Below are 22,449 nucleotides of genomic sequence, written 5' to 3'. Positions count from 1 at the left end.
CTCCTCATTCCTCCGCCCCTTCGTTCAGGATCGCCACGTACTGATCGTAGGCATAGGCACGCTCGCGGCGGCGGCCGGTGATCTCGCGCACGATGCCAAGCTTTTTTTCCATCCGCCCAACAGCCTGATTCGCAGCGGGAAAGGACAATCCGGTGCGCTCCGAAATGCGGCCCACGGTAAGGAGGGGGCGCTCCTTGAACGCCTGAAACACCTGCAAGGTGCTGGAGGCCGATCGTCCCAGGGATTGAATCTTCTGCTGATCCGCTTCGAAGAGCGCAATGAGCCTCCTGGCCGTGTCCACCGCGTTACCCGCTGTTTCCCGCACGCCTTCGAGGAAAAAGTCGGTCCAGGCTTCCCAATCGCCTTCGGTCCGCACCCGATCGAGCAAGCGGTAATAGGTTTCACGGTGCCGCTTGAAGTAGAGACTGAGGTAGAGCAGCGGACGGGAAAGAATCCCGTCGTGATGCAGAATGAACGCGATCAGTAACCGCCCGATCCTCCCGTTTCCGTCGAGGAACGGATGGATGGTCTCGAACTGCACGTGGGCCAGCGCGGCCTTGAGCACCGAGGGGTACGGGTTGTTCTCGTCGTGCAAGAAGCGCTCAAGATCCGCCATGCACTGCGGCACGAGGTGCGGGGGCGGCGGAACAAAAAGGGCATTTCCGGGCCGCGTGCCGCCGATCCAGTTTTGGGAGCGGCGGAATTCCCCCGGGCCCTTGTTGCTCCCTCGCCCACGGAAGAGGAGCACGGTGTGCATTTCCCGAATCAGACGATTGGAGAGCGGGAAGCCCTCCTTGAGTCGCGCAACGCCATGGTCGAGTGCCGCAACGTAGTTGGAGACCTCCACCACATCATCGAAAGGTACCCCCGGACTCTCCTCCAGCTCAAACAGCATCAACTGGGTCAGGGTGGATTGGGTGCCTTCAATCTGCGAAGAGAGCACCGCCTCGCGACGCACGTAGGAATAGAGAAACAGTTCGGGGTCGGGAAGCAACAGGGTGATGCTGTCCAATCGTCCCAACGCCAGCGTCACCTCCTCGAGCAGCTTGCGCCGCGCGGGGGTGTCCTCAAGCGGCGGATCGGGTGGTAGTGGAGCCGGTACGAAGGCCCGAACGTTTTCACCGCTCATGGAGGTGGTTTCGTGTCTTCCTGTGAGTCCTCGCTTCATGCTATCCCGGATCCTTGTTTAGCGTTCGTTAAATAGTACTGGGATTTATTAAACGAAAACGGCTTTTCGTTTAATAAGCGGCATGTATTCCTGACCTGCTGGACCGGGCAATGCCCAAGTGAACAGAAGGTCGTTCTTTGCACGCGTGGTTTTTGGCCGGGTGCTCATATTGATGAACGCGGTCAAATCTTTTTCGTGCGCGCTCATAGTTTATGACCTCAGCTCACAAGAGGCTCCTTATTTGGCGACCGTTCAATTATGGCGGCTGCTTCCGTCGTATTATTTGCTCGCGTGCAATTATGAATTGCGCGCGAGCGATTATTTGCTCGCCATGGCATATCGGACACCCTTTGTAGAGCCTCCAGTCCGTGCTATCTTGCCCTCTGTCTCAAGCCGCTTGAGCAATCGGTATGCTTGCATCGGGCCGAGACGGCACAGGTCAGCCGCCTCGCCCCGGCTGATGGAGCCATGCTTCCGGACGTATTGCAACACCATCTGCTCCTGTTGCAGCGGCTCGAAGCCGTGCTGGCGCACGTACGCGGCCCGGTCGCCCAGGGCGCGGTAGGCGGCGGCGGAAAGGTGCCAGGTGCGGCCTTTCTTTTGGCCGCGCTCCTCGACAAGCCCAGCCTCCACGAGATGACGGAAGGTTGCCCGGGCGTCTGCTTCGGGCTTTTGGATGAGGCGAGCGGCGGCGTCCGTGGCGAGCGTACGCTCCTGCCACAGGGCGTTGAGGATGAGCAGTTCATCCAGCCCCAGTACCCGGCCGCTTTGCGCTTCGGTGACGAGGAGGCGTACGAAATCGAGGTTCGCTTCGCCACCCGGGATGACAACGACAACCGTCGTGGCGTCGCTGCGGGCATAGGAGGGCGCCGGGCGGCCGTTGCGCAACTGTTCGTAGAAGATGGTGTCGATACCGCGCGCGGTGCGCTCGACGATGCCGGCGCGCTTGAAAGCATCGGCCAGCAGCGGGTTGCGCGGGCGCGGCGCGGTGACGAGCAGGTTGTCAAGGCGCACACCCTCCGGCAGTCCGCCGGGATTGCTGATCTCGATATGGTCGGCGTGCCACTGGAAGTGCACGGCGCCCAAACGCTGGTAGTCGCGGTGGATGAGGGCGTTGGCCAGCGCTTCACGCAGGGCGCGCTCCGCGTAGTCGGGAACGCCGACACGCAACAGCCCCACCATCAGTTCCCGTTCGCGGTTGCGTGCGCGGATGCGGACCTCGATCTCTTCCATCACGCGCAGCAGCGGCCAACGGAAGAAGTCGTTGGTTTCGACCTCCAGCCCGCGCAGCGCCTGGAATGCGACTTCATGTGTGGGCACCAAGCGGCGTAAGGCGTCTTCTTTCCCGAACAGCAGGAGCGCCGCGAGCCGCACACCGCGCACCTGGCCGTTGGCATCGACGACACCGAGCGCCTTGGCCAGCTCCAGATCGGGCAGATCGAGCAACGACTCGTCACTACGCCCGCGGCGCTCGCGGACACTGCGGCGGAAGCGCTCGAACTCCAGCGGGTCGAGGTCATGCCAACCTGCCGCAGCGACGACCTGTGCCGAGGGGTCGAGCAGACCACGGTCGGCCTGCAATGACTGCATTGCGGCCGCATCCATCGGCAAACAGGCCGGGCGGCCGTCACCACCGAGTGCGCGACGCAGGAAGACGCCTTCGCTCGTGGCCACAGGCACGCGCTGGGGCGGCACTTCGATGGCAAGCACCGGAACACCATTGAGCGTGACGGTGTACACCCGTACCGACAGGCTCGGCCGCGTGCGCGCAGCGATGAGCGCGGCCAATCGGTCGGGATCGGTGCCATGGTCATGGCGCTGCCGGGCCCCGGTGATACGGCCATCGTCCTCGACACCGACGAGCAACCAGCCGGTGTCGCTGCCGCTGCGATTGGCGAGGCACACCACTGCCTCAACCAGCGTGCGATCGTTCAGCGGCGTACGTTCTTCGCCTTTGAATTCGACGGCTTGGGTTTCCCCAGTGTCGATCAGCTTGCGTAGCGCCTCTGGGTTCATCGAAGTCACTCCCAGAAACCCAGTTCTTTGAGGTTCGCCTCAATCGCCGCATCGAGCTTCGCCGCCTCGTCCCGCTGCTGCCGCCACTGCGCCGCCAGCCGCGCCATCTTCTCCTCGAAGGGTTCGCCGTCGTCTTCCACTTCCGCTGCGCCCACGTAACGGCCGGGCGTCAGCACGTGGCCGTGTTTGCGGATTTCGTCCAGCGTGGCGGATTTGCAGAAGCCCGCCACGTCGGCGTAGTCGCCCGCGTCGGGTTCGCCGCGCCAGGCGTGGTAGGTGCGGGCGATTTTCTGGATCTCCTCGTCGCTGAGTTCGCGCCGGGTGCGGTCCACCAGCACGCCCATCTTGCGGGCGTCGATGAACAGCACGTGCCCGCGCCGGTCGCGCAGCCCCCCGGTTTTGCCATTCGCGGGGTTTTTGTTGCGGGCCAGAAACCACAGGCAGGCGGGGATTTGCGTGGAGTAAAAGAGCTGCCCGGGCAGCGCCACCATGCAATCCACCGCGTCGGCTTCGAGCATGGCGCGGCGAATCTCGCCCTCGCCCGACTGGTTGGAGCTCATGGAGCCGTTGGCCAGCACCACGCCCGCCGTGCCGTTGGGGGCCAGGTGCCAGTAGATGTGCTGGAGCCAGGCGTAGTTGGCGTTGCCCACGGGCGGTACGCCGAACTGCCAGCGCACGTCTTCACGCAGGCGATCGCCACCCCAGTCGGAGATGTTGAAGGGCGGGTTGGCCAGGATGTAGTCGGCCTTGAGGTCGCGCAGTTCGTCCTTGTGGAAGCTACCTTCGTTGTTCCAGCGGATGTCGGCGTCGATGCCGCGCACGGCCAGGTTCATTTTGGCCAGCCGCCAGGCGGTGTAGTTCGATTCCTGGCCGTAGATGGCGATGTCGCCAATACGGCCGCCGTGCTCCTGCACGAACTTCTCGGACTGGACAAACATCCCGCCTGAACCGCAGCAGGGGTCGTACACGCGGCCGGAGTACGGCTCCAGCATTTCCACCAGCACGCGCACCACGGAACGCGGGGTGTAGAACTCGCCGCCGCGTTTGCCTTCGGCCCCGGCGAACTGGCCGAGGAAGTACTCATAGACGCGCCCGAGGATGTCGAAGGATTGCCCCTCACCCCCGGCCCCTCTCCCGGAGGGCGAGGGGAGCAGATGGCCAATGCCGGAGATCAGGTCGATGAGTTCCCCCAGCATCACCTTGTTGAGCGCAGGGCGGGCGTAATCCTTGGGCAGCACGCCCTTGAGCGATGCGTTGTCCTTCTCGATGGCGCGCATCGCGTCGTCGATCAGGGTGCCGATGGTGGGCTGCTTGGCGTTGGCTTGCAGGTGCGACCAGCGCGCCTCCTTTGGCACCCAGAACACGTTGTCGGCGAGGTATTCGTCCTTGTCCTCGGCGGCCAGTGCATCTTCGGCCAGCAGCGCCTTGTGCTTGGCCTCGAAGGCGTCGGAGATGTACTTCAGGAAGATCAAACCCAGCGCGACGTGCTTGTAGTCGCTGGGCTCCATGTTGCCGCGCAGCTTGTCGGCGGCTTTGAACAGTTCAGCCTCGAAGCCGAGGTTGCCCCCATTGCCGTTCTTGTCACTATCAGATCTTGCCATACGTAACGATCCTTATAATCATAGGTTGCGGCTCTTCCCAGCATCTGAAGATTCCGCCGCGCCGCCGGCCTTCACCCATTCGTCAACCTCATCCTTCTTGAACTTCCAAAGGCGGCCCATGCGGTGGGCGGGCATGCCATGCTTGTCGATCCACTTGTAAACGGTGTCGTTGCTGACCCCGAGGTACTTGCAAATCTCGGTTATTGATAACCAACGGTCTTCCATCTCGTTCATTCTCTTGCTCCACGGGCGCTTTGGTTGTTTGCCACGTCCGCCAGAGGCGAACCGGGAGGGACTGGGCGCACCTCTCCCCGGTGAAAAAACTTCATCAATATACAATGGTAGCATGTGCTCTGTCAAACGATCTTTGCCGATATGAGCCGATTATTTTCTATCACGCTCGATGCCAGACGCCGGAGTCAAGCCGGGTGCCGTTTTCAACACGGAGCATCCAGCAGATCCAGGCCGGAATAGAGGTTCGCCCGCACAGCACCGCCACCATCACCCGCTGGTACATGCTGTGCCCGCCGGTCCGGAAGCCTTCCAGCCGGTCGATGGGCGGCAGGTACACACCATCACCTCCGACAACGGCAAGGAGTTCTTAGGGCATGAGAAGGTTGCAAGCGCGCTACGGGCTGACTTTTACTTCGCCCATCCCTATGCGTCATGGGAGCGTCGGCGATGTGTCGGGGGGTGACGGCGAATTTCAGCGAGCGGGGTTCAGCCGGGAATTTTCTTTTTGACAGTTTACATGGTTATCGATATATTCTTTTCTACATAACGAAAACTCAACACGAAATACATCTTTGCCCGAATCCTGTCGGCTGAGGGGAAAGAATCTGGCTATCAGCAAGCAAACCAAAAGAAAATAGTTGAGCATGCTGACACAGATTCTGGTTTTGCGACCCCAGAGAGGTCATTGTTCACCGTAAAAGGTGGCAATGCGCCTAATTATTGGGCAAGGGCATACGTTTTTGTGTGGGTGGATTCAACAAAATGGTAGCAAACAGAGGAGTAAGCGAACATGAAAGCAGTTAAACCAATTTTTGCCCTGGTGGTTGGTTTTTGTTTGTGGGTTTCCGCTTTTTCCGCCCAGGCGGCCGAGCGACTGCTGATTTATGCGGGTGCGGCCTCGAAGCCGCCCACCGAGGAAGCCGCCAAAGCCTATGAAGAGAAAACGGGCGTCAAGGTTGATGTGATCTTTGGCGGTTCCGGTTACGTACTGTCGCAGATGAAACTCGCCAAGCAGGGTGATCTCTATTTCCCCGGCTCATCCGATTACATGGACAAAGCGAAGCGCGAGGGCGATGTCTTTCCTGAAACCGAGAAGGTGATCGTCTACCTGGTGCCCGCCATCAATGTGCAAAAGGGTAACCCGCACAATATCCACACGCTGAAGGATCTCACTAAACCGGGACTGCGCGTGGCTATCGCCAATCCCGAAGGGGTCTGTGTCGGGGCTTATGCGGTGGAGATCGTGGAAAAGAATTTCAGCCCGAAAGAGTTAGCCGCGTTCAAGAAGAATCTCGTCAATTACACCGGTTCTTGCGAAAAGACCGCCACGGCAATCTCCCTGAAGCAGGCCGATGCGGTCATCGGCTGGAGGGTTTTTCAATACTGGGACCCGGAGCGCATCGAGACCATTAAGTTGCCCAAAGAGCTGATTCCGCGTGTTGGCTATATCCCCATCGCCGTCTCCAAATTCACCCATGATCGTGCGGCGGCTCAGGCATTCATCGATTTCCTGACCGGGCCGGAGGGGCAAAAAATATTTGCGAAGTACCATTACTTCGCCACGCCCAAGGAAGCCTTCGCCTGGCTGGGGGAGAAAAAACCCGTGGGCGGCGAGTACGTGGTACCCGCCGACTGGTTGAAGAAATAACTTCGTGATCAGTCTGAAACAAATCAGTGTCGGGGCCGCTCTTGCGGTCCTGATCTTGTATGGCGCTTTGATCGTCTCGCTTGCCTGGTTTCTGAACGGAACAACGCTGCGGGAAACACTGCTTTCGGATCGCACCCTGTTTTCCGTGAACCTGTCGCTGATGGCGGCCACCGTGGCCACAGCCCTTGCATTACTGCTGGCCATTCCAGCCGCCTATGCCCTCTCCCGTTTCAACTTCATGGGCAAAGGAGCGGCCGAAACCATTCTTGAATTTCCCATCATCGTCTCTCCGGCGGCGCTTGGCGCGATTATCCTGATTTTTTTCAACAATCCGCTGGGAGAATGGGTGCAGACTCATGTGATGTATTTTGTATTTACCTTCGCGGGCATTGTGCTGGCGCAGTTCGTCACCATTCTTGGCCTGGCAGTACGCATGCTCAAGACCGCCTTTGACGAAGTGCCGGCGGAGTTGGAGACCGTGGCCCGAACGCTGGGTGGAAGCCCGCGCCATGTTTTTTTTACTGTCACGCTGCCGCTGGCGCGAAACGGCCTCATCGCGGCTTTTATCCTTACCTGGGCGAAGGCGCTGGGTGAGTTTGGGGCGACGCTGATGGTGGCCGGAAGCATGGCGATGCGAACTGAAACGCTGCCCATCGCCATTTTTATGCGCTTGTCCAGTGCCGACATAGAAGGAACGGTGGCACTGATCCTCGTCCTGGTCGGTATTGGCCTTACCGCTCTGTACACAGCGCGCCGCCTGTTGAGGATGAATACGCATGTTTGAAGTCGAAGCACTGAGCGCAGGGGTGGGCAGCTTCCGCCTGGAAAACATTTTTCTCTCGCTTAACGAGGGCGAGTGCCAGGCCGTACTGGGACCGTCCGGTTCCGGCAAGAGCACTTTGTTGAGTGCCATACTGGGGGCAACACCCGTCACCTCGGGTCACATACGCCTGGGGGACGACGAGATTACCTACTGGCCGATGGAACAGCGCCGACTGGGTTATGTTCCGCAGCATCTAGGGCTCTTTCCGCATTTATCGGTCCGTGACAACCTGAGATACAGCGCCCGTGCCCGCAAACTCGCTCGTAACGACTTTGAGCCACTGCTCGACAAACTGGTCGAGATTACAAATATCGGTAAACTCCTCAACCGACAAATCGGCACCCTTTCGGGAGGCGAACGCCAGCGCGTGGCGCTTGTGCGTGCCCTGGCGGCCAATCCCCGGCTGGTATTGCTGGATGAACCCTTCACTGCCCTGAACGAGACCCTGCGCAAGGAGCTGTGGTGGCTGGTCAAGGAGTTGCAGCGGGAGCGCGGCCTTTCGGCCCTGCTCGTCACTCACGACCTGACCGAAGCCTATTTTCTGGCCGATAAGATTACCGTCTTGATCAACGGCCGCCAGGAGCAAAGTGATAACAAGACAACAATCTACCAGCATCCGGCCAATCTTGCCGTGGCCCGTTTTCTCGGTATCAAGAACCTCTTTCCTGCCACCGTGGTGAAATCGTCGGAAGAGGGCATCGAAGCCGATTGCCCCGCTCTGGCGCACAGCTTTCGGCTTCAAGGCCATGCCCCGGTAGGCACAGCGATCCGCGTTGGCATCCGCCCTGAAAATGTCATGGTTTGCGATGAAGACCACCCACCCTGTCCGAATGATTGCGTGCTTTCCGGAACGATCCGACTGATTGATATGGGCGTGAACGTGGCGATGCATTTCCATTCCCCACAACTGTCTTCAATCATCGAGATCATAGCCCCGCGACGGTTAGTAAATCGCTTCAGGATCGCGAATGATTCTCCCCGGCTCACCATCGCTCTGCCTTCCTCTGCGATGTTTTGGGTCCGTGACGAATAAGCCAACACTCGTTCCTAACCAGCTTCTCACAATAATGTGCCATACATGTCTGAATATGTTGATTTATCGGGAGATGTCGGAGGGTGACGGCGAATTTCAGCGGGCGGCGTTCAGCCGGGCCAGAACAGCTTTGCCTCAGGCGTCGAGGGAGTCGACGAAACCGAAGCATTTTTCTAATTTTCTCTTGCAAAAGTGACGCTAAAAGTATGGTTTAACGCGGCTCTATGGGCCATATTATACTGACGTCCTCATCCCTCCTCCTTTGAGCTGAAACCGGTTTCGCCTCGAGCCGCTCGGTCTGCCGTGCGGCCGGACAGGAGGTGAACCATGAAAAATCCCATCCTTGTCCCGGAATTCCGGGAATCCTTTTCCCACAACAACACCAAAGCCCTGCGCGGGATCTGCCAGGCGGTCTGTCCCGTCGTCATGATTGAGCAGTTTTCCTTGCCCACCGAATTATTGGTCCCAATGAGATCTCCCCTCTCGGAACAATCGACTTTATGGCGTGTAATGAGAGGGGTGTGCCATGATGAAAGAACTGCTCACAAAAGCCGTAAAACAGTTCCTCTGCGAAACCATCCGCCCGGAACACTTTGAACGAGCATGAACAAAGATTGGCGGACCTCTGCACCGCGCCAGTCGAGAATACGCTTGATTCTCTCAATACCTCTCTGGACGGACTGAGCACCAAAGAGGCGAAAAAACGCCTTGCCGAATACGGTCCCAACGAGTTGACCCATCAGAAACGTCTGGGTTTCCGGGCCGACATGTTCAATCGGCTCAAAAGTCCCCTGGCGGTCCAATTGCTCGTCATCGCTCTGGTCTCGGCGGTCATCGGCGAGCACCTTCCCGGCGAAGTCGATCATGTCGTCAAGGTAGAAGCGCCATTCGCGCCGGCTGGAATCAGACATTGACCCGCTCCTGTTCAATGTAGGGGCGCAGCTCCGGCCGCAAGGCCTTTTCGGTAACCAGGTCGACCGGACAGCCGAGCAAATCCTCCATAGAACTGCACGCCGAAGTAGCGCTTGGAGGTGGCCGGTCCGTCAAATGCCACCAGCACATCGACAGCGCTGCCGCTGCTCGCTGTGTCGCGAGCGGTGGAGCCGAACAGGGCCAGCCGGGTTACGTCGAAACGGGCCTGCAACTCCGGCTTGCTGCTGGTCAGCAGGTCAAGGGCACGTTCTCTGTTCATCGCTCAACCTCCAATAACCTGATTTCCCTACCTGGCCGTAGTCAACCGAAACTGCAGGGCGCACAAAGGCCATTCGAAACTATCCGACAATAGAACATCTGCTATGCGGCGTGCAAAAGTAAGGGAATAAACCACAACAAGGAGCGACCGACAATGGACATCAACGACCTGTTTGACAAAATCATGAAGAGTATCAACCAGTTTGCCGACGAGATCGCCGAGCAGCGGTTGCAGGAAAAAATGCAGGACACCGGACGAGGTCCGAAGAATGGAGGTAAGAATGCGGAGAATTTTGAGGCGAAAGAGAAGCAGGGGGTAACAAGTTTCCCGAAAAGGGAGTGATCGGAGCGGCAGCGCCGACACCCTGAAAGCGACATACGTCGCTGACAATACGTAGAAAAAGAAAACCCGCCCAATAACCGGACGCGGTTAGTGGACGGGTCTGTCTTTTCTAAATGGTGGAGATGGCGGGACTTGAACCCGCGTCCAGGACACTGCTCGATGCAGTTACCACACTCATCTCTGGTGGTTGGTTTTTCGTGGTCCGATTACACCGCCAGCAGCGTTCGTCCCCTTATCCCGATTGGTTACCCGCACACCCCCTCGGGCATGAATGTACGGAGCTTACTTGCGCGAACCCGTAGGCTCAAGCGCGGGTTATGCCATCCGGCGGCTTCAGAGTAAGCGCATTCACCGCAGGACGATGGCTTCTGAATTAACTTGTGCTAATCAGGCAGCCATTGCATACGAATAATCGTCTGCATCTATTGGTACATAGACTTGTTTAACGAGTCCGTCCATGCTGAAACTCGGAGTGCAACGACATCTCACACCTATCCTGTCGATAGCCTGTCATCCCCAGTAGGTCAAAGAACGATGGTAGTCAGTCGTAGATACCATTTTCTACTGATATTGACAACAACCGGAATCTGGGGAGAGTTCCGGCGAACATTGCAAAAATCAGTTCATACCCGGAAGCTCCGGCGAGTTGGCAACATAGCAGTACTCGCCACCCTTGGAGCGCACGGAACGGCTCCACATGCGTTCGTATTCATCCGTGAATACCTGCTCGCTCGATGCGTCGGCGGTGTACCACGAGCCCTCTTCAAACTCCGCTTCGAGCTGCCCCGCGCTCCATCCGGCATAACCGAGAAAGAAACGCACCTCTGAGGCTTTGATAACGCCAGTATTGATGAGGTAACTGAGCTGCTCCTTGTCGCCGCCCCAGAAAAGGCCCGGAATCACTTCAACAGCCCCATCGATCACATCACCCCGAGTGTGCAGAACATGCACGGTATCAACCTGCACCGGCCCGCCCATGTGCAATGGTTCGTCTATCTCGTCAAATCCACTGATGGCTTCGCACACCTTGAATTCCATCGGTTTGTTCAGAATGAAACCGATCGACCCTTCTTCGTTGTGCTCGCACATGAGAAGAACTGTCCGCTTGAAATTGGGGTCAAGCAGATTCGCTGAAGCCAGCAGAAGCTTGCCCGGCTTGAGTATTTCAAATTCGTTTGTCATGTGTCACGTTTTTTGCTGCAACCAGTCGAGCACCTCTGCTGTGTGCGTTTCAGGTTTGACTTTTGACCACACCTTTTCGATGGTGCCCTGTTCATCAATCAGATAGGTGACCCGGTTCGTCCCCATGTACTCTCTGCCCATGAACTTTTTCAGTCCCCAGACTCCGTATGCTTCGACGATTTTTTTCTCGTCATCGACCAGAAGCGTGAACGGCAGCTCATACTTGTCTGCGAATTTCCGGTGGGCTTTCTGCCCATCGACGCTCACCCCGAGCACCACTGCATCTACCTTTTCAAAGTTAGGTAAATTGTCACGAAAAGCACAAGCCTCCTTGGTACAACCCGGCGTATCGTCCTTCGGATAAAAGTAGAGAACGACCTTCCTGCCTGTGTAGTCGCGAAGGGAAACTTCCTTGCCATCCTGGTCTTTCGCGGTGAATTCCGGAGCTTTCTGGCCCGCCTGCAATAGTGCCATGACTGGTGAATTTATCATTACATTTTCATAGGGTTTTCAGCATCGTGAACTCATATCCGCCCACAAAAAGTTTCCCGGATTTTTCATGGCACCGGAACAGGATCACCTATCTTCAGAAATTATTTGAACACGCGTCCGGTTTTTTCGGATGGAATCGAACGGCTGCATTGCGCTTCCGTTTGAAAATGAAACCGACACCGACTCTTTACTGTTGCCTGCATGAAGTCATTTGCATTCTGCCCGCTGTGCGCCACACCACTGAACGAGTCCTTCATCGGTGGCCGCGACCGGATGAGCTGTCCACGGTGCGGATGGGTGCATTACATCAATCCCCTGCCGGTCGCCATTGCCCTGACAGTCAACCGGAACAACGAGCTCCTGATGATCCGGCGTGCGCACGAACCGGCCTTCAACGAATGGGCGCTGCCCGGCGGATTTCTCGAAGCGGGCGAACGGCCCGAGGAGGGGTGTCTGCGGGAACTGTTCGAGGAAACCTCGCTGGAGGGAACCATCGACAAACTGATCGGGGTGTGGCACCTTGAATCGGGGCTGTACGGATCGCTGATAGCGGTGGCTTACCGCGTGATTGCAGCTCACGAGCGCATCTCGATCAACCACGAAGTGTTCGAGGCGGGCTTCTACCGGCCCGACAACATGCCGCCAGTAAGGATTCCGCTGCATCGCCAGATCATCGCAGAGAGCCGCTGGCCGGAGCGCGACCTGTCGCTCACGCTGTGACGGCTGGCGGAGGAACCGCTGCGCCCTGGAGCTGATAGGCCTTGAGATCGAACCAGGGCAGCACAGCGAAAATATGATCGAAAATATCCGCCTGTACCCCTTCGTATTCCGCCCACTCTTTCGTTCTGGTGAAGCAGTAGATCTCGCACGGTAATCCGAAGGCATCCGGTTGCAGGTACCGGATCATGATCATCATGTCGGTGTTGATTCTGGACTGGCTGTGCACATAAGCCTGGAGATAGGCGCGGAAAGTACCGAGATTGGTAAGTCGGCGGCCATTGACCGGCGAGTCTTCATCAGCGCCCACCGCCCGGTTGTGGCTGGTGATCTCCTGAAAACGTTCCTGCAGGTAAGGCTTCAGCAGCTGGACCGCCTCGATTTTTTTCATGAGTTCGCCGTCGAGAAAACGGATACTCTGCATGTCGATATTGAAGGAGCGCTTGATCCGCCGCCCGTCCGACTCCTGCATCCCCCGCCAGTTCTTGAACCCCTCGGAAATGAGCGTATAGGCCGGAAGCACCACGATGGTCTTGTCGAAGTTCTGCACCGACACGGTCACGAGCGAAATGTCGATCACCTCTCCATCAGCGCCGTATTTGGGCATCGTGATCCAGTCGCCGATGCGCACCAGGTCGTTGGTCGAAAGCTGCACACCCGCCACGAGACCGAGAATCGAATCCTTGAAAATGAGCAGCAGCACCGCCGTGAACGCGCCGATACCGCTGATGAAAACCACGGGAGACTGGCCGAGCAGGCGGGAGATGACAATCACCACGCCAATCGAAACGACAACCGTCTTGATTACCTGCACGATGCTTTTGATCGGCAGCTTCATGCCAATCGGGTGCCCCGAGTAGAATTCGTAAACGACATCGAGCACGGCGAGCAGCAGCAGAATAACGACCACGGCAAAATAGATGACCAGCCCATCCGTTACCTGCGGCACCGCAGCGGGATAGAACTGCAGAACAGTACCGGCCATCCGGTATGCGAGCAGAGGCGGCACCAGGTGGGCGATCCAGTTGAACACGCCATATCTGACCAGCAGATCGTCCAGGTTGCTTGCTGTTTTGGCAACAAAGTGATCGATGGATCGCAGGAGAATTTTTTTCGTGACAAGCTCGACAATGGCGATAAGCAGCATGGCCACAAGAACGGCAAGCAGCGTGGCCACAGGTACGGCGATCGACCGGTCAACGTTGAAGGATTCTATATAGAGCAAAAGAGAGTCGAGCATAGCGGAATTGAACTATTGCGGGGTTCAAGAGGATCAGCGTTTTTTCATAGCCTGTAGGGTTATGTGACAAAAAAAAATGGCGATTAACCGAAAAAATAGCCAGTTCCAGCCGTTTCAACAGCCTCGCGTTCAGGCTCCGGCGACGGGAAGCGTAACGGTGAAAGTCGTACCACGATTGATTCTGGAGCGAACCTCGACCTTGCCTTTATGTGCAAGTACGATATGCTTGACGATGGAGAGACCAAGCCCCGTGCCACCAAGTTCGCGCGAACGCGCCTTGTCCACGCGGTAGAAGCGTTCGAAAATACGGTCGAGATCGGCCTGCGGAATGCCGATGCCGTTGTCCGCCACCTCGATGCTGACACTATCGCCCGTAGCGTAAGCGCTGACTCGTACCCGACCGCTCTCTGCATCGACATATTTGATCGCGTTGTCGATAAGGTTGCGCACGACGATGTCAAAGTAGCTCCGGTCGGCCAGAACCGCCGGAAGCCCTTCAGGCGCATTCAGCTCGATGCGCACGCCCTTGCGTGCAGCGGCTGGTTCAAAGAGCGCCGCCGTTTTTTCGAGCTGCGGCTTGACATCGACCGGCTCGAAAGAGTAAGCAATCTTGCCCGATTCGATGCGCGACAGGTCGAGCACATCGTTGACCAGCGCCGTGAGCTGCTCGGCCTCCTGATGGATGATATTCAGAAATGCCGTGGCGTTTTCCGGATCGTTCATCGCCCCCTCGAGCAGGGTTTCAGTGTACCCCTTGATGCTCGCCAGTGGCGTGCGCAGTTCGTGCGACACGCTCGAAACGAAGTCCCGGCGGGTGCGCTCCAGATTGCGCAGTCGGGTCACATCGTTGATAACCAGCACAGTGCCGTCGAACAGCGCCCCCCGCCGCATGACCGGTACGGCTGTCACCTTGAGCGTGCGCTTTCCTTTGGAGGTCATGGCCGTCAGCTCCTCGTTGTAGATGCCACTCTGCCGCTTCTGCACCCGCTCGAACAGCTCCCGCATCGCCGCATCCTCGATGTTGGTCACGGGAATCGAACGCTTGCGGGCCGCCTCGATCATGAACAGCCGCGATGCGGCGGGGTTGGCAAGTACGATCTCGCCCGAAGCGTTGGTCACGATAATGGCCTCGCGAATACTCGACAGCACCTCCCGCAGCCACTCCTCCTTGCGGGTCAGCCGCACGATCTCTTCGGAAAGATAGTTGAACGCCCGCGCCAGGCGCCCGATCTCGTCGTCATGCTTGACGGGAATCTTCACCTCCGTCTCGCCATGCAGGAAGCGGTCGGCTGCGCTGGCAATCCTGACGAGCGGGCGGGAAAGAAACATGGCCGACAGCGCTCCAGCAGTCAGGGAAATCAGCAGCGCCCAGTAGAGGCCACTCTCGATGCCTTTGTCGATCTGCGCTTCGACGGCAGCGATGTCGTGCAACGGCTTGGCCAGCTGAGCACCGCCCAGGGAACGGGCTTGCCGACCGGCATGGCCATGTAGAGCATATTTTCGCGGACGGAAACACTGAAACGTTGCGCCTCTCCAATACCTCCGGAGAGCGCCGCTTTGAACTCATCGCGGTTGCGGTGGTTTTCAAGCTTGTCGAGTTTGGCGGCGGGAACGTAGGAATCGCCAATAACCTTGCCGCTGAGATCGATCAACGTAACCCGAACGTCGAGCATCTTGCCGACCCGGCCAGTCCACTGGTCGGAGATCGCCGGATCGGCCCACCCCGGCGGGCGGCTCTCCAGCATCTCTGCGGTAAGGCGAAGGTCGTGCAGAAGGCTTGTCCGGACGTTCTGAAAAAGCACCTTGCGGAGCTGACGCCCCTGGTAAACATAGCTGAAGGCGAGCGAAAAAAAGATGATCAGGCCAAAAACCAGACCAAGTCTGAATGAGAGCTTAGCTTTCATTCAAATTGTCTCCGTTTTCGTCGAACTTGTAGCCGAGGCCGCGCACGGTTCGGATGAAGCGCCCGGCGTCGCCGAGCTTTTCGCGAAGCCGCGTGACATGCGTGTCGATGGTGCGAGTATTGATGCTCTTGTCCACATCCCACACGTCGCTCAGGAGCACCTCGCGCGTCTGCGCCTGCCCTTTGCGTTTCATCAGAAGCGCCAGCAGCTTGAACTCCATCAAGGTCAGAACGAGGGGACGGCCGTCGAGCGTGGCCTCGTGGCGGCCGATATCGAGCTCGATACCGCCCGAACGGAGCACCTCCTGCACATTGCTGCGGTTGCGACGATCGCGCTTGAGAATGGCGCGAATTCGGAGATTCAGCTCGCGGGGACTGAAGGGCTTGACCACATAGTCGTCGATACCGAGTTCGAAACCGAACACCTTGTCGATCTCCTCGCCCTTGGCCGTCAGCATCACGATGGGCAGATCGCTCCACTGCACATTCTGGCGGATGCGGCGGCACACCTCGAAGCCGTCAATGCCCGGCAGCATAATGTCGAGCAGCACGAGGTTCACGGCATGGCGTTGCAACTCGTCGAGCGCCTCCTCTCCACTGGCGGCGTGAATGCAGCCGTAACCGGCTTTTTCAAGGTTGTACTTCAGGAGTCCGGCAAGGTTCCGGTCATCTTCGACGATCAGTATGGAGGTTTCAGCCATGCTCGTTCAGTTGTGTTCAGTTCAGGTGATTTTCCAGCAGGCCGCCCGGTGACCCGGTTCATATTCGAGAATCGGCGGCTGCTCCCGGCGGCAATGGTCATCGGCCAGCGGACAGCGCCCGGCGAACCGGCAGCCATCCGGCAAACGGGTGGCGCTCGGCACGTTGCCCTCGATCACGTTCAGGCGCTCCTTTTTCGCGCCGAGACGCGGAATCGATTTCAGCAACCCCTGCGTATAAGGATGGAGCGGATTCTCGAAAATGTGCCGCACGGTGCCGCTCTCGGCGATGCGCGAAGCGTACATCACGACCACCTCCTCGCACAGTTCAGCCACCACGCCAAAGTCGTGCGTGATGAGCATCACGCTCATGCCCCGCTCCTCGCGCAACTTGCCGATCAGCTCCAGAATCTGCGCTTGCACCGTCACATCGAGCGCCGTGGTCGGCTCGTCGGCGATGAGCAACTCAGGCCCGCAGGACAAAGCCATGGCGATCATCACCCGCTGCCGCATTCCGCCGGACATCTCGTGCGGGTAGGAGTCGATGCGCTCGGAAGGATTCGGAATGCCGACCATGTTGAGCAGCTCGACCGCCTGCCGCCGCGCTTCCGGCTTGCTCACGTCGCGATGGTTGAGAATCTGCTCCATGATCTGGTCGCCACAGGTGAAGACCGGATTGAGCGAGCTCATCGGCTCCTGAAAGATCATGGCGATCTCGTTGCCGCGAATCTTGCGCATCTCGGCCTCGGTAGCCTTGACGATGCTGCGCCCTTTCCAGAGAATATCGCCCCCGGCGAAGTAGCCCGGCGGCATCGGCACGAGGCGCATGATCGACAGCGCCGTCACCGACTTGCCGCACCCCGACTCACCGACGATGCCGATGATGCAGTTCTGCGCGAGCGAAAAGCTGACGCCATCGACAGCCTTGGCGATACCGCTATCGGTGCGGTACCAGGTTTTCAGATCCTTGAGTTCGAGAATATGCTCCATAATTCGATTACGCCGAGCCAGTCAGCCAGTGACGCTCTTGACATTTTACGAGATTGAATGTACGACAGACAAAGATGTTAATGCAGGCCACGCAAGCCTGCCAAGCGGTAATTTGCACAAATTTCACAAAGTTCGCGGGCGGAAAGTTGCGGGGGGATCAATGGGGAGCTGTTGTGAGCTGAAGCCGCCAGACTCATCACCGCCATCTACGTTATAAACGTTACGGGCAACTGCCACCAAGGCCACAACATCCGCTCTCGTCTGCGCGTGGTTAAGCCTCAGATTAGCCTCCGCTGAGTATTGTACATATACGACCAAAACAGCGGAACTGACCACTCTGTCCAACAGATTTGCTCATCGGGTTGGTAAAGCCTTACTGGCTAGCAGCAAAGGATACAAGAAAAATGGGTTCTTCGCAGAATATCGTGGGTAAATGGTGGTTATAAATGGCTTTGACCGAACTGTTAAACTTGTTCATCAGGGATGGTCATGTGAGCATCCTTCATGTCACCCACGAAATTCTGCGAAGAACCGAAAACAAGAATGAATTCCTTTTTAAGACAACCTAAAAATCATAATCAAAGACCTGACAATTGACAGTTACTTCAAACCGTCAGGTTCATACAGACCAACCAATTATAGACATAACGAAGGTTATCGGTTATACCAACACTTTGCCGCGCTCACACCCTGCCAGTCCGTATGGCCGTCAACTCATTTCCGGCTTCCGAAGAGCGGCATCGCGAAGCTCCTGCGATGCCATCTACCGGCAAATCACGTTCTCCCGCTGGTACTCGTAACTCGTCGTCACTACGATTGCTCCCTGAATAAAGGCTGTTTATTATATTGCCCGTTGTATAAATCTCAACAGGTACAACCGGCCATCCGCATGAGCGACTAACAGCTGGGTTGTCTGCTCCACGGAATGCCTCCCTGGAGTTTTCCTCTTTTGCCCGAAATCCGTATCGACGCCGTTTTATGAAATTTTCCGCTAATCCCACGCCCCAGTTCGCCAGCATCATCAAAAGACCGGTCGATCTCGTGCTCGACAGCCTTGCCGCGTCGGCTCCGTATCGTGCGCTCCGCGAGGCGCTTTCGGTAGCAACGACAGGAGAGCACCGGGCTGTGGACATCTGCGGCGTTCGGGGTTCGCTCGCGCCGTTTATCGCCGCCAAGCTGTTCCGGGATTTCGACGCACCGGTGGTGCTCTTTTGCAACGCCGACGAGCAGGAGCTGTACGACAACGACCTGCCGCTCCTGCTTGGCGGCAAGCCCTTCCGCAACACCGCCGATGAGCTTTCTCCGGCGCTCGGAATGCTCTCGCGTCGAGAAACGCTCGTCGTGCTCGCCGCGTTCGAAGACCTCAGCATCGAGGTATGCGGCACGGAGTCGTCGAACGAACGGCTCTTTTCGCTCGCCGCCGGAAGCGATGCCGGGTACGATGCACTGATGCAGTTCCTTAAAAGCAACGGCTTCGAGAAGCGGGAGTTCGTCGAGAACGAAGGCGAGTTTTCGGTGCGCGGTTCGATCATCGATGTCTTCTGCTATGGCAGCCGCGAGCCGGTGCGCATCGAGTTTTTCGGCGACACGGTCAGCTCGCTCAGGAATTTCGACACCGACAGCCAGCTCTCGACCTCGGCCATCGAGTCAGTCGATCTGTTCGGCAGCTTCACGCAGGAGAGCGCGGCGGAGTCGAAACCGGCAGGAATCCTCGACTACCTGCCAGACACCGCGATCGTCATCATCGACGACGCCACCGCCATGCAAGGCTCGGATCACCGCGCCCTGCTCGAAGCGGCGCTCCCCCGCTTCCGGCATGTGGTCATCCAGCGGATAAACAAGCAGGGCATCGACTTCAACTCCAGCGAGCAACAGCGGTTGCAAGGCAATTTTCGCCTGCTGGCCGGGCGCTTGCAAGAGGAGGCTGAGCGCGGACTGAAGCCACTCTTCGCCTGCGCGTCACGCCGGGAAATCGAGGAGTTGGCAGAGTTCATCGCCGATGAAAACACCAGTAAATCGCCGGACGCCATCGAATGGATTCCGGCGAACCTGCACTCCGGCTTCGCCTTCGGCGAGCTGAATCTCTATACCGAGTCGGACATTTTCGGCAAGTTCCACACCCACAAAGCGCACCGCAAGCGCAAGGTTCGGGGCATTTCGCTCAAGGAGCTTCAGCGCCTCAAGGTGGGCGATTACGTCGTGCACGAAGATTACGGCATCGGCGTATTCCGGTCACTCGAAACGATCCAGGTGGGCGATTCGGAGCAGGAGTGCGTGCTGGTCGAGTACGAAGGCGGCGACCAGCTTTACGTCAATGTGCAGAACATCAACCTCCTCTCAAAGTACACCGCTTCGGAAGGCTCGCTGCCGAATCTCTCGAAGCTCGGCAGCTCGAAGTGGAGCGCCAAAAAGGAGAGAGTGCGCAAAAAGCTGCGCGACATCGCCGCCAAGCTGATCCGCGTGTACGCGAAGCGCAAAATGACGCCCGGCTTTGCGTTCGGGCCGGATTCGATATTCCAGCGTGAGTTCGAGGCCTCCTTCATGTTCGAGGAGACCCCCGACCAGCTCAAGGCGATCCAGGAGGTGAAAAAGGACATGCAATCGCCATCGCCGATGGATCGGCTCATCTGCGGCGACGCGGGATTCGGCAAGACCGAAATCGCGATGCGTGCAGCATTCAAGGCGGTCGAAAACAAAAAGCAGGTGGCGATCCTGACGCCGACCACGATTCTGACCCACCAGCATGGCGAGTCGTTCGCGCGTCGATTCGCCAACTTCCCTGTGAACATCGCCGTCCTGAGCCGCTTCGTGCCGCGCAAGGAACAGAAAGAGACGATCGAGCGCATCGCGTCGGGCGCGATGGACATCGTTATCGGCACGCACCGCCTGGTCTCGAAAGATGTGGTATTCAAGGACTTGGGACTCCTCGTCATCGACGAGGAGCAGCATTTCGGCGTGGAGGTCAAGGAGAAGCTACGCCACCAGTTTCCCGGCGTCGATACGCTCACCATGTCGGCCACGCCGATTCCGCGCACCATGCAGTTCTCGATGCTCGGAGCGCGCGACATCTCAATTGTTTCGACGCCGCCGAAGAACCGCCAGCCGGTCGAAACGATCATCACCGAGTTCGATCCGGAAACTGTGCGGGCAGCCATCAAGCGCGAAATCCAGCGCGAGGGTCAGGTCTTTTTTCTTCACAACCGCATCACCAGCCTCGAAGAGACCGCGCTGAAACTGCGCGAGCTGGTGCCCTACGCCCGCATGGCCACAGCTCACGGCCAGATGCCCGCCAAGGAGCTGGAAAACGTCATGATGGACTTCATGCAGCAGGAGCTTGACGTGCTGATTTCGACCTCCATCATCGGCTCTGGCCTCGACATCTCCAACGCAAACACGATCATCATCAACCGCGCCGACATGTTCGGCCTGTCGGATCTGTACCAGCTCCGAGGGCGCGTCGGGCGAAGCGAGCGCAAGGCGTACTGCTACCTTATCACGCCACCGCTGCACACGCTCAAGCGCGAGGCGGTGCAACGCATTGCGGTGATCGAGACCTTCACCGAACTCGGCTCCGGCATCAACGTCGCTCTCCGCGATCTCGACATCCGCGGCGCGGGCAACCTGCTCGGCGCTGAGCAGTCAGGCTTCATCCACGAAATAGGCTTCGACCTCTACCAGAAGATGATCGAAGAGACCGTCGCCGAGCTGAAACTCACCGAGTTCAACCACCTCTTCAGCGACAGCGAAAAGGCTGCGCTCAAACCGCAGAGGCCGTGCGACATGATCTTCTTCTTCGACGCGCTCCTTCCCGACTACTACATCACCGCCACGCAGGAGCGCTTCTCGTGCTACGACCGCATCTCGAAAGCTGCTGACAACACGGCACTCCAAAACATTGCCAAAGAGCTGGAAGACCGCTTCGGCGCAATGCCCGCCGAGGTGCAGAACCTGCTCGCACTCGCCCGCCTGAAGCATCTCGGCTCGTCGCTCGGCCTCGAAAAGATCGACCTCCAGCAATCGAGCGCAACCATCTTCCTACCGTCCGACGAGGACAAGGAGTTCTACGACAGTGCCTTCTTCCAGAACCTGATCGTAGCATTGCAGGACGGCTCCATCAAAGAGTATCACCCGCAGTTCAAGCACGAAAAAAAGATGAAGCTCGTCTTCCGGCACCCTGAAACCGCCGACACCGCTCCCCTCGCGCTCATCGCCCGCTACGAAGCGCTGCTGAAACAGATCGCGGAGAGATAAAATCTGCTCTTCCTTCTACCCTTTCTATAAGTCTTGCACGGCGGCTTGTAAGAGCTGTTCTTCCTCCTCCTTCCTAACTTTTCACAATTGTTTAGAAACTATTTCCCGAACCTTTGCTGTTATGGTGGATATGACGACATTCACTTGATAAACATAAAAACATACAGTAATGAACATCACCGTAAACGATAGAGAGTGTTCCGCCCAGGTTGGAGATAGATTGCTTGATATAGCTCGCGCCAATCACAGCCATATCGGTTACTTTTGCGGCGGCAACGCCATCTGCCAGACCTGCTACGTCAGGGTGCTCGAAGGGGCTGAGCTGCTTTCGCCGATGAGCGACGCCGAAAAGGCGATGCTTTCGGACAAACTGATCAAGGAGGGCACGCGAATGGCCTGTCAGACACTTATAGAGAAACCCGGCAAGATCACAGTGCTCTCCGAGGTCGAGGCGGCAAAAAGGTTGACTCTCGAAAATCCGCTCCAGCTTCCGGCATATATGGGCAAAATGGGCTGGGAGGCCGCAGTCAAGTTCACCGATACAATTGCATTTCAGGCAAGGCGTGAACAGGGAGAACATGCACTGGAGCCAACGCAGCTGCTTCACGATGTGGCCGCAGCGATCAGCGACGCGATTCAACTGGTGTTCAACGCAGTTCAGGCCGCCTTCGGCGTGAATCGTTCCACTGACAAACCCGAGATCAAAGCAGACAAAGGATGCGGTTGCGATACCACGCTCCTGGCAAAAACGGCAACTTGTGACAACGGTCACGGAAGGATTGTCTCTCCTGAAGTACTCCAGCTCCATCAGGAGAGAAGCGCGGTCTGTAACTGACCCGCGGAAGAAAAAAGCCGGATCCCCCGGCTTTTTTCTTTTTATCTGTTTAGCAAAGTACCACTGAAAGTACTCTTTGAAACC

19 protein-coding genes, 1 other RNA gene and 3 pseudogenes are annotated in these 22,449 nt (G+C 57.8%); 9 read left to right on the top strand and 14 right to left on the bottom strand.

Translation table 11 applies throughout. From position 1 onward, the window contains the following. Window positions 1-4 precede the first annotated feature (4 nt). From AYT24_RS03155 to AYT24_RS03130, 5 genes and pseudogenes are all read right to left on the bottom strand, one after another. The gene (locus AYT24_RS03155) at window positions 5-1,168 is read right to left on the bottom strand and encodes a Fic family protein (RefSeq protein ID WP_164926901.1); all 1,164 of its coding nucleotides are present in this window, start codon (window positions 1,166-1,168) and stop codon (window positions 5-7) included. A 318-nt stretch (window positions 1,169-1,486) separates the two neighbouring features. Continuing rightward, window positions 1,487-3,184 (bottom strand): ATP-binding protein, encoded by a 1,698-nt coding sequence (locus AYT24_RS03145; RefSeq protein WP_010932359.1) that lies wholly within the window; start codon window positions 3,182-3,184, stop codon window positions 1,487-1,489. Between the two features lie 5 nt (window positions 3,185-3,189). Next, window positions 3,190-4,785: a type I restriction-modification system subunit M gene (locus AYT24_RS03140; protein ID WP_010932358.1), complete on the bottom strand. Its 1,596-nt coding sequence runs from the start codon at window positions 4,783-4,785 to the stop codon at window positions 3,190-3,192. 18 nt (window positions 4,786-4,803) lie between these two features. Beyond that, window positions 4,804-5,019 (bottom strand): helix-turn-helix domain-containing protein, encoded by a 216-nt coding sequence (locus AYT24_RS03135; protein WP_010932357.1) that lies wholly within the window; start codon window positions 5,017-5,019, stop codon window positions 4,804-4,806. A gap of 160 nt (window positions 5,020-5,179) precedes the next feature. Next, a pseudogene (locus AYT24_RS03130) lies at window positions 5,180-5,350 on the bottom strand (gamma-glutamylcyclotransferase); the annotation flags it as partial. Here AYT24_RS03130 and AYT24_RS03125 point away from each other — a divergent pair. The 5 genes and pseudogenes from AYT24_RS03125 to AYT24_RS10730 form a co-directional block, all read left to right on the top strand. Then, window positions 5,351-5,461: pseudogene (locus tag AYT24_RS03125) on the top strand (IS30 family transposase); the annotation flags it as partial. Between the two features lie 348 nt (window positions 5,462-5,809). Further along, window positions 5,810-6,667, top strand: a complete 858-nt coding sequence (gene modA / locus AYT24_RS03120) for a molybdate ABC transporter substrate-binding protein (protein ID WP_010932353.1) — start codon at window positions 5,810-5,812, stop codon at window positions 6,665-6,667. A gap of 4 nt (window positions 6,668-6,671) precedes the next feature. Continuing rightward, the gene (locus tag AYT24_RS03115; protein WP_010932352.1) at window positions 6,672-7,451 is read left to right on the top strand and encodes a molybdate ABC transporter permease subunit; all 780 of its coding nucleotides are present in this window, start codon (window positions 6,672-6,674) and stop codon (window positions 7,449-7,451) included. Beyond that, window positions 7,444-8,523 carry an ABC transporter ATP-binding protein gene (locus AYT24_RS03110; protein ID WP_010932351.1) on the top strand — a complete coding sequence of 360 codons (1,080 nt, stop codon included), beginning with the start codon at window positions 7,444-7,446 and terminating at the stop codon, window positions 8,521-8,523. Before AYT24_RS03115 ends, AYT24_RS03110 begins: the two co-directional genes overlap by 8 nt. 593 nt (window positions 8,524-9,116) lie before the next feature. Further along, window positions 9,117-9,437 (top strand): cation-transporting P-type ATPase, encoded by a 321-nt coding sequence (locus tag AYT24_RS10730; protein WP_010932349.1) that lies wholly within the window; start codon window positions 9,117-9,119, stop codon window positions 9,435-9,437. On the opposite strand, the pseudogene AYT24_RS03100 reads toward AYT24_RS10730, so the two are convergent. After that, a pseudogene (locus AYT24_RS03100) lies at window positions 9,427-9,715 on the bottom strand (nucleotidyltransferase family protein). The gene AYT24_RS10730 and the pseudogene AYT24_RS03100 overlap by 11 nt on opposite strands. A gap of 153 nt (window positions 9,716-9,868) precedes the next feature. On the opposite strand from AYT24_RS03100, the gene AYT24_RS03095 reads away from it, so the two are divergent. Next, a complete protein-coding gene (locus AYT24_RS03095; protein WP_010932348.1) occupies window positions 9,869-10,057 on the top strand; it encodes a hypothetical protein in 189 nt (62 codons plus the stop codon). A gap of 114 nt (window positions 10,058-10,171) precedes the next feature. Here AYT24_RS03095 and ssrA read toward each other — a convergent pair. The 3 genes from ssrA to bcp all read right to left on the bottom strand — a co-directional run bounded on the left by ssrA (window position 10,172) and on the right by bcp (window position 11,713). Then, window positions 10,172-10,575, bottom strand: a transfer-messenger RNA (tmRNA) gene (gene ssrA, locus AYT24_RS03090). 100 nt (window positions 10,576-10,675) lie between these two features. Continuing rightward, the gene (locus tag AYT24_RS03085) at window positions 10,676-11,239 is read right to left on the bottom strand and encodes a YqgE/AlgH family protein (protein ID WP_010932347.1); all 564 of its coding nucleotides are present in this window, start codon (window positions 11,237-11,239) and stop codon (window positions 10,676-10,678) included. A gap of 3 nt (window positions 11,240-11,242) precedes the next feature. Then, complete coding sequence (gene bcp, locus AYT24_RS03080; protein ID WP_010932346.1) at window positions 11,243-11,713, bottom strand: thioredoxin-dependent thiol peroxidase; 471 nt, start codon at window positions 11,711-11,713, stop codon at window positions 11,243-11,245. A gap of 219 nt (window positions 11,714-11,932) precedes the next feature. Between bcp and AYT24_RS03075 the strand changes: the two genes are divergently transcribed. Next, complete coding sequence (locus AYT24_RS03075; protein ID WP_164926900.1) at window positions 11,933-12,451, top strand: NUDIX hydrolase; 519 nt, start codon at window positions 11,933-11,935, stop codon at window positions 12,449-12,451. On the opposite strand, the gene AYT24_RS03070 is transcribed toward AYT24_RS03075, so the two are convergent. From AYT24_RS03070 to AYT24_RS03055, 5 genes are all read right to left on the bottom strand, one after another. Continuing rightward, window positions 12,441-13,688, bottom strand: coding sequence for a mechanosensitive ion channel family protein (locus AYT24_RS03070; RefSeq protein WP_010932343.1), 1,248 nt, complete (start codon window positions 13,686-13,688; stop codon window positions 12,441-12,443). The genes AYT24_RS03075 and AYT24_RS03070 overlap by 11 nt on opposite strands. Window positions 13,689-13,817: 129 nt before the next feature. Next, the gene (locus AYT24_RS03065; protein WP_319792424.1) at window positions 13,818-15,119 is read right to left on the bottom strand and encodes a HAMP domain-containing sensor histidine kinase; all 1,302 of its coding nucleotides are present in this window, start codon (window positions 15,117-15,119) and stop codon (window positions 13,818-13,820) included. After that, window positions 15,047-15,592: a hypothetical protein gene (locus AYT24_RS10670; protein WP_010932341.1), complete on the bottom strand. Its 546-nt coding sequence runs from the start codon at window positions 15,590-15,592 to the stop codon at window positions 15,047-15,049. The genes AYT24_RS03065 and AYT24_RS10670 overlap by 73 nt, the downstream gene beginning before the upstream one ends. After that, window positions 15,582-16,292 carry a response regulator transcription factor gene (locus AYT24_RS03060; protein WP_010932340.1) on the bottom strand — a complete coding sequence of 237 codons (711 nt, stop codon included), beginning with the start codon at window positions 16,290-16,292 and terminating at the stop codon, window positions 15,582-15,584. The genes AYT24_RS10670 and AYT24_RS03060 overlap by 11 nt, the downstream gene beginning before the upstream one ends. Before the next feature lie 21 nt (window positions 16,293-16,313). After that, a complete protein-coding gene (locus AYT24_RS03055) occupies window positions 16,314-17,279 on the bottom strand; it encodes an ABC transporter ATP-binding protein (RefSeq protein ID WP_010932339.1) in 966 nt (321 codons plus the stop codon). A gap of 978 nt (window positions 17,280-18,257) precedes the next feature. Here AYT24_RS03055 and mfd point away from each other — a divergent pair. Then, entirely contained in the window at window positions 18,258-21,530 is a 3,273-nt protein-coding gene (mfd, locus tag AYT24_RS03050; protein WP_164926899.1) for a transcription-repair coupling factor, read from the top strand. 169 nt (window positions 21,531-21,699) lie between these two features. After that, entirely contained in the window at window positions 21,700-22,365 is a 666-nt protein-coding gene (locus AYT24_RS03045; RefSeq protein ID WP_010932336.1) for a 2Fe-2S iron-sulfur cluster-binding protein, read from the top strand. The last annotated feature ends 84 nt before the right edge of the window (window positions 22,366-22,449 follow it).

Source organism: Chlorobaculum tepidum TLS, assembly GCF_000006985.1.
In the GTDB taxonomy this organism is placed as follows: Bacteria; Bacteroidota; Chlorobiia; order Chlorobiales; family Chlorobiaceae; genus Chlorobaculum; species Chlorobaculum tepidum.
The sequence above is the reverse complement of the archived record's forward strand: the minus strand, read 5'-3'. Positions and strand labels throughout refer to the sequence as shown.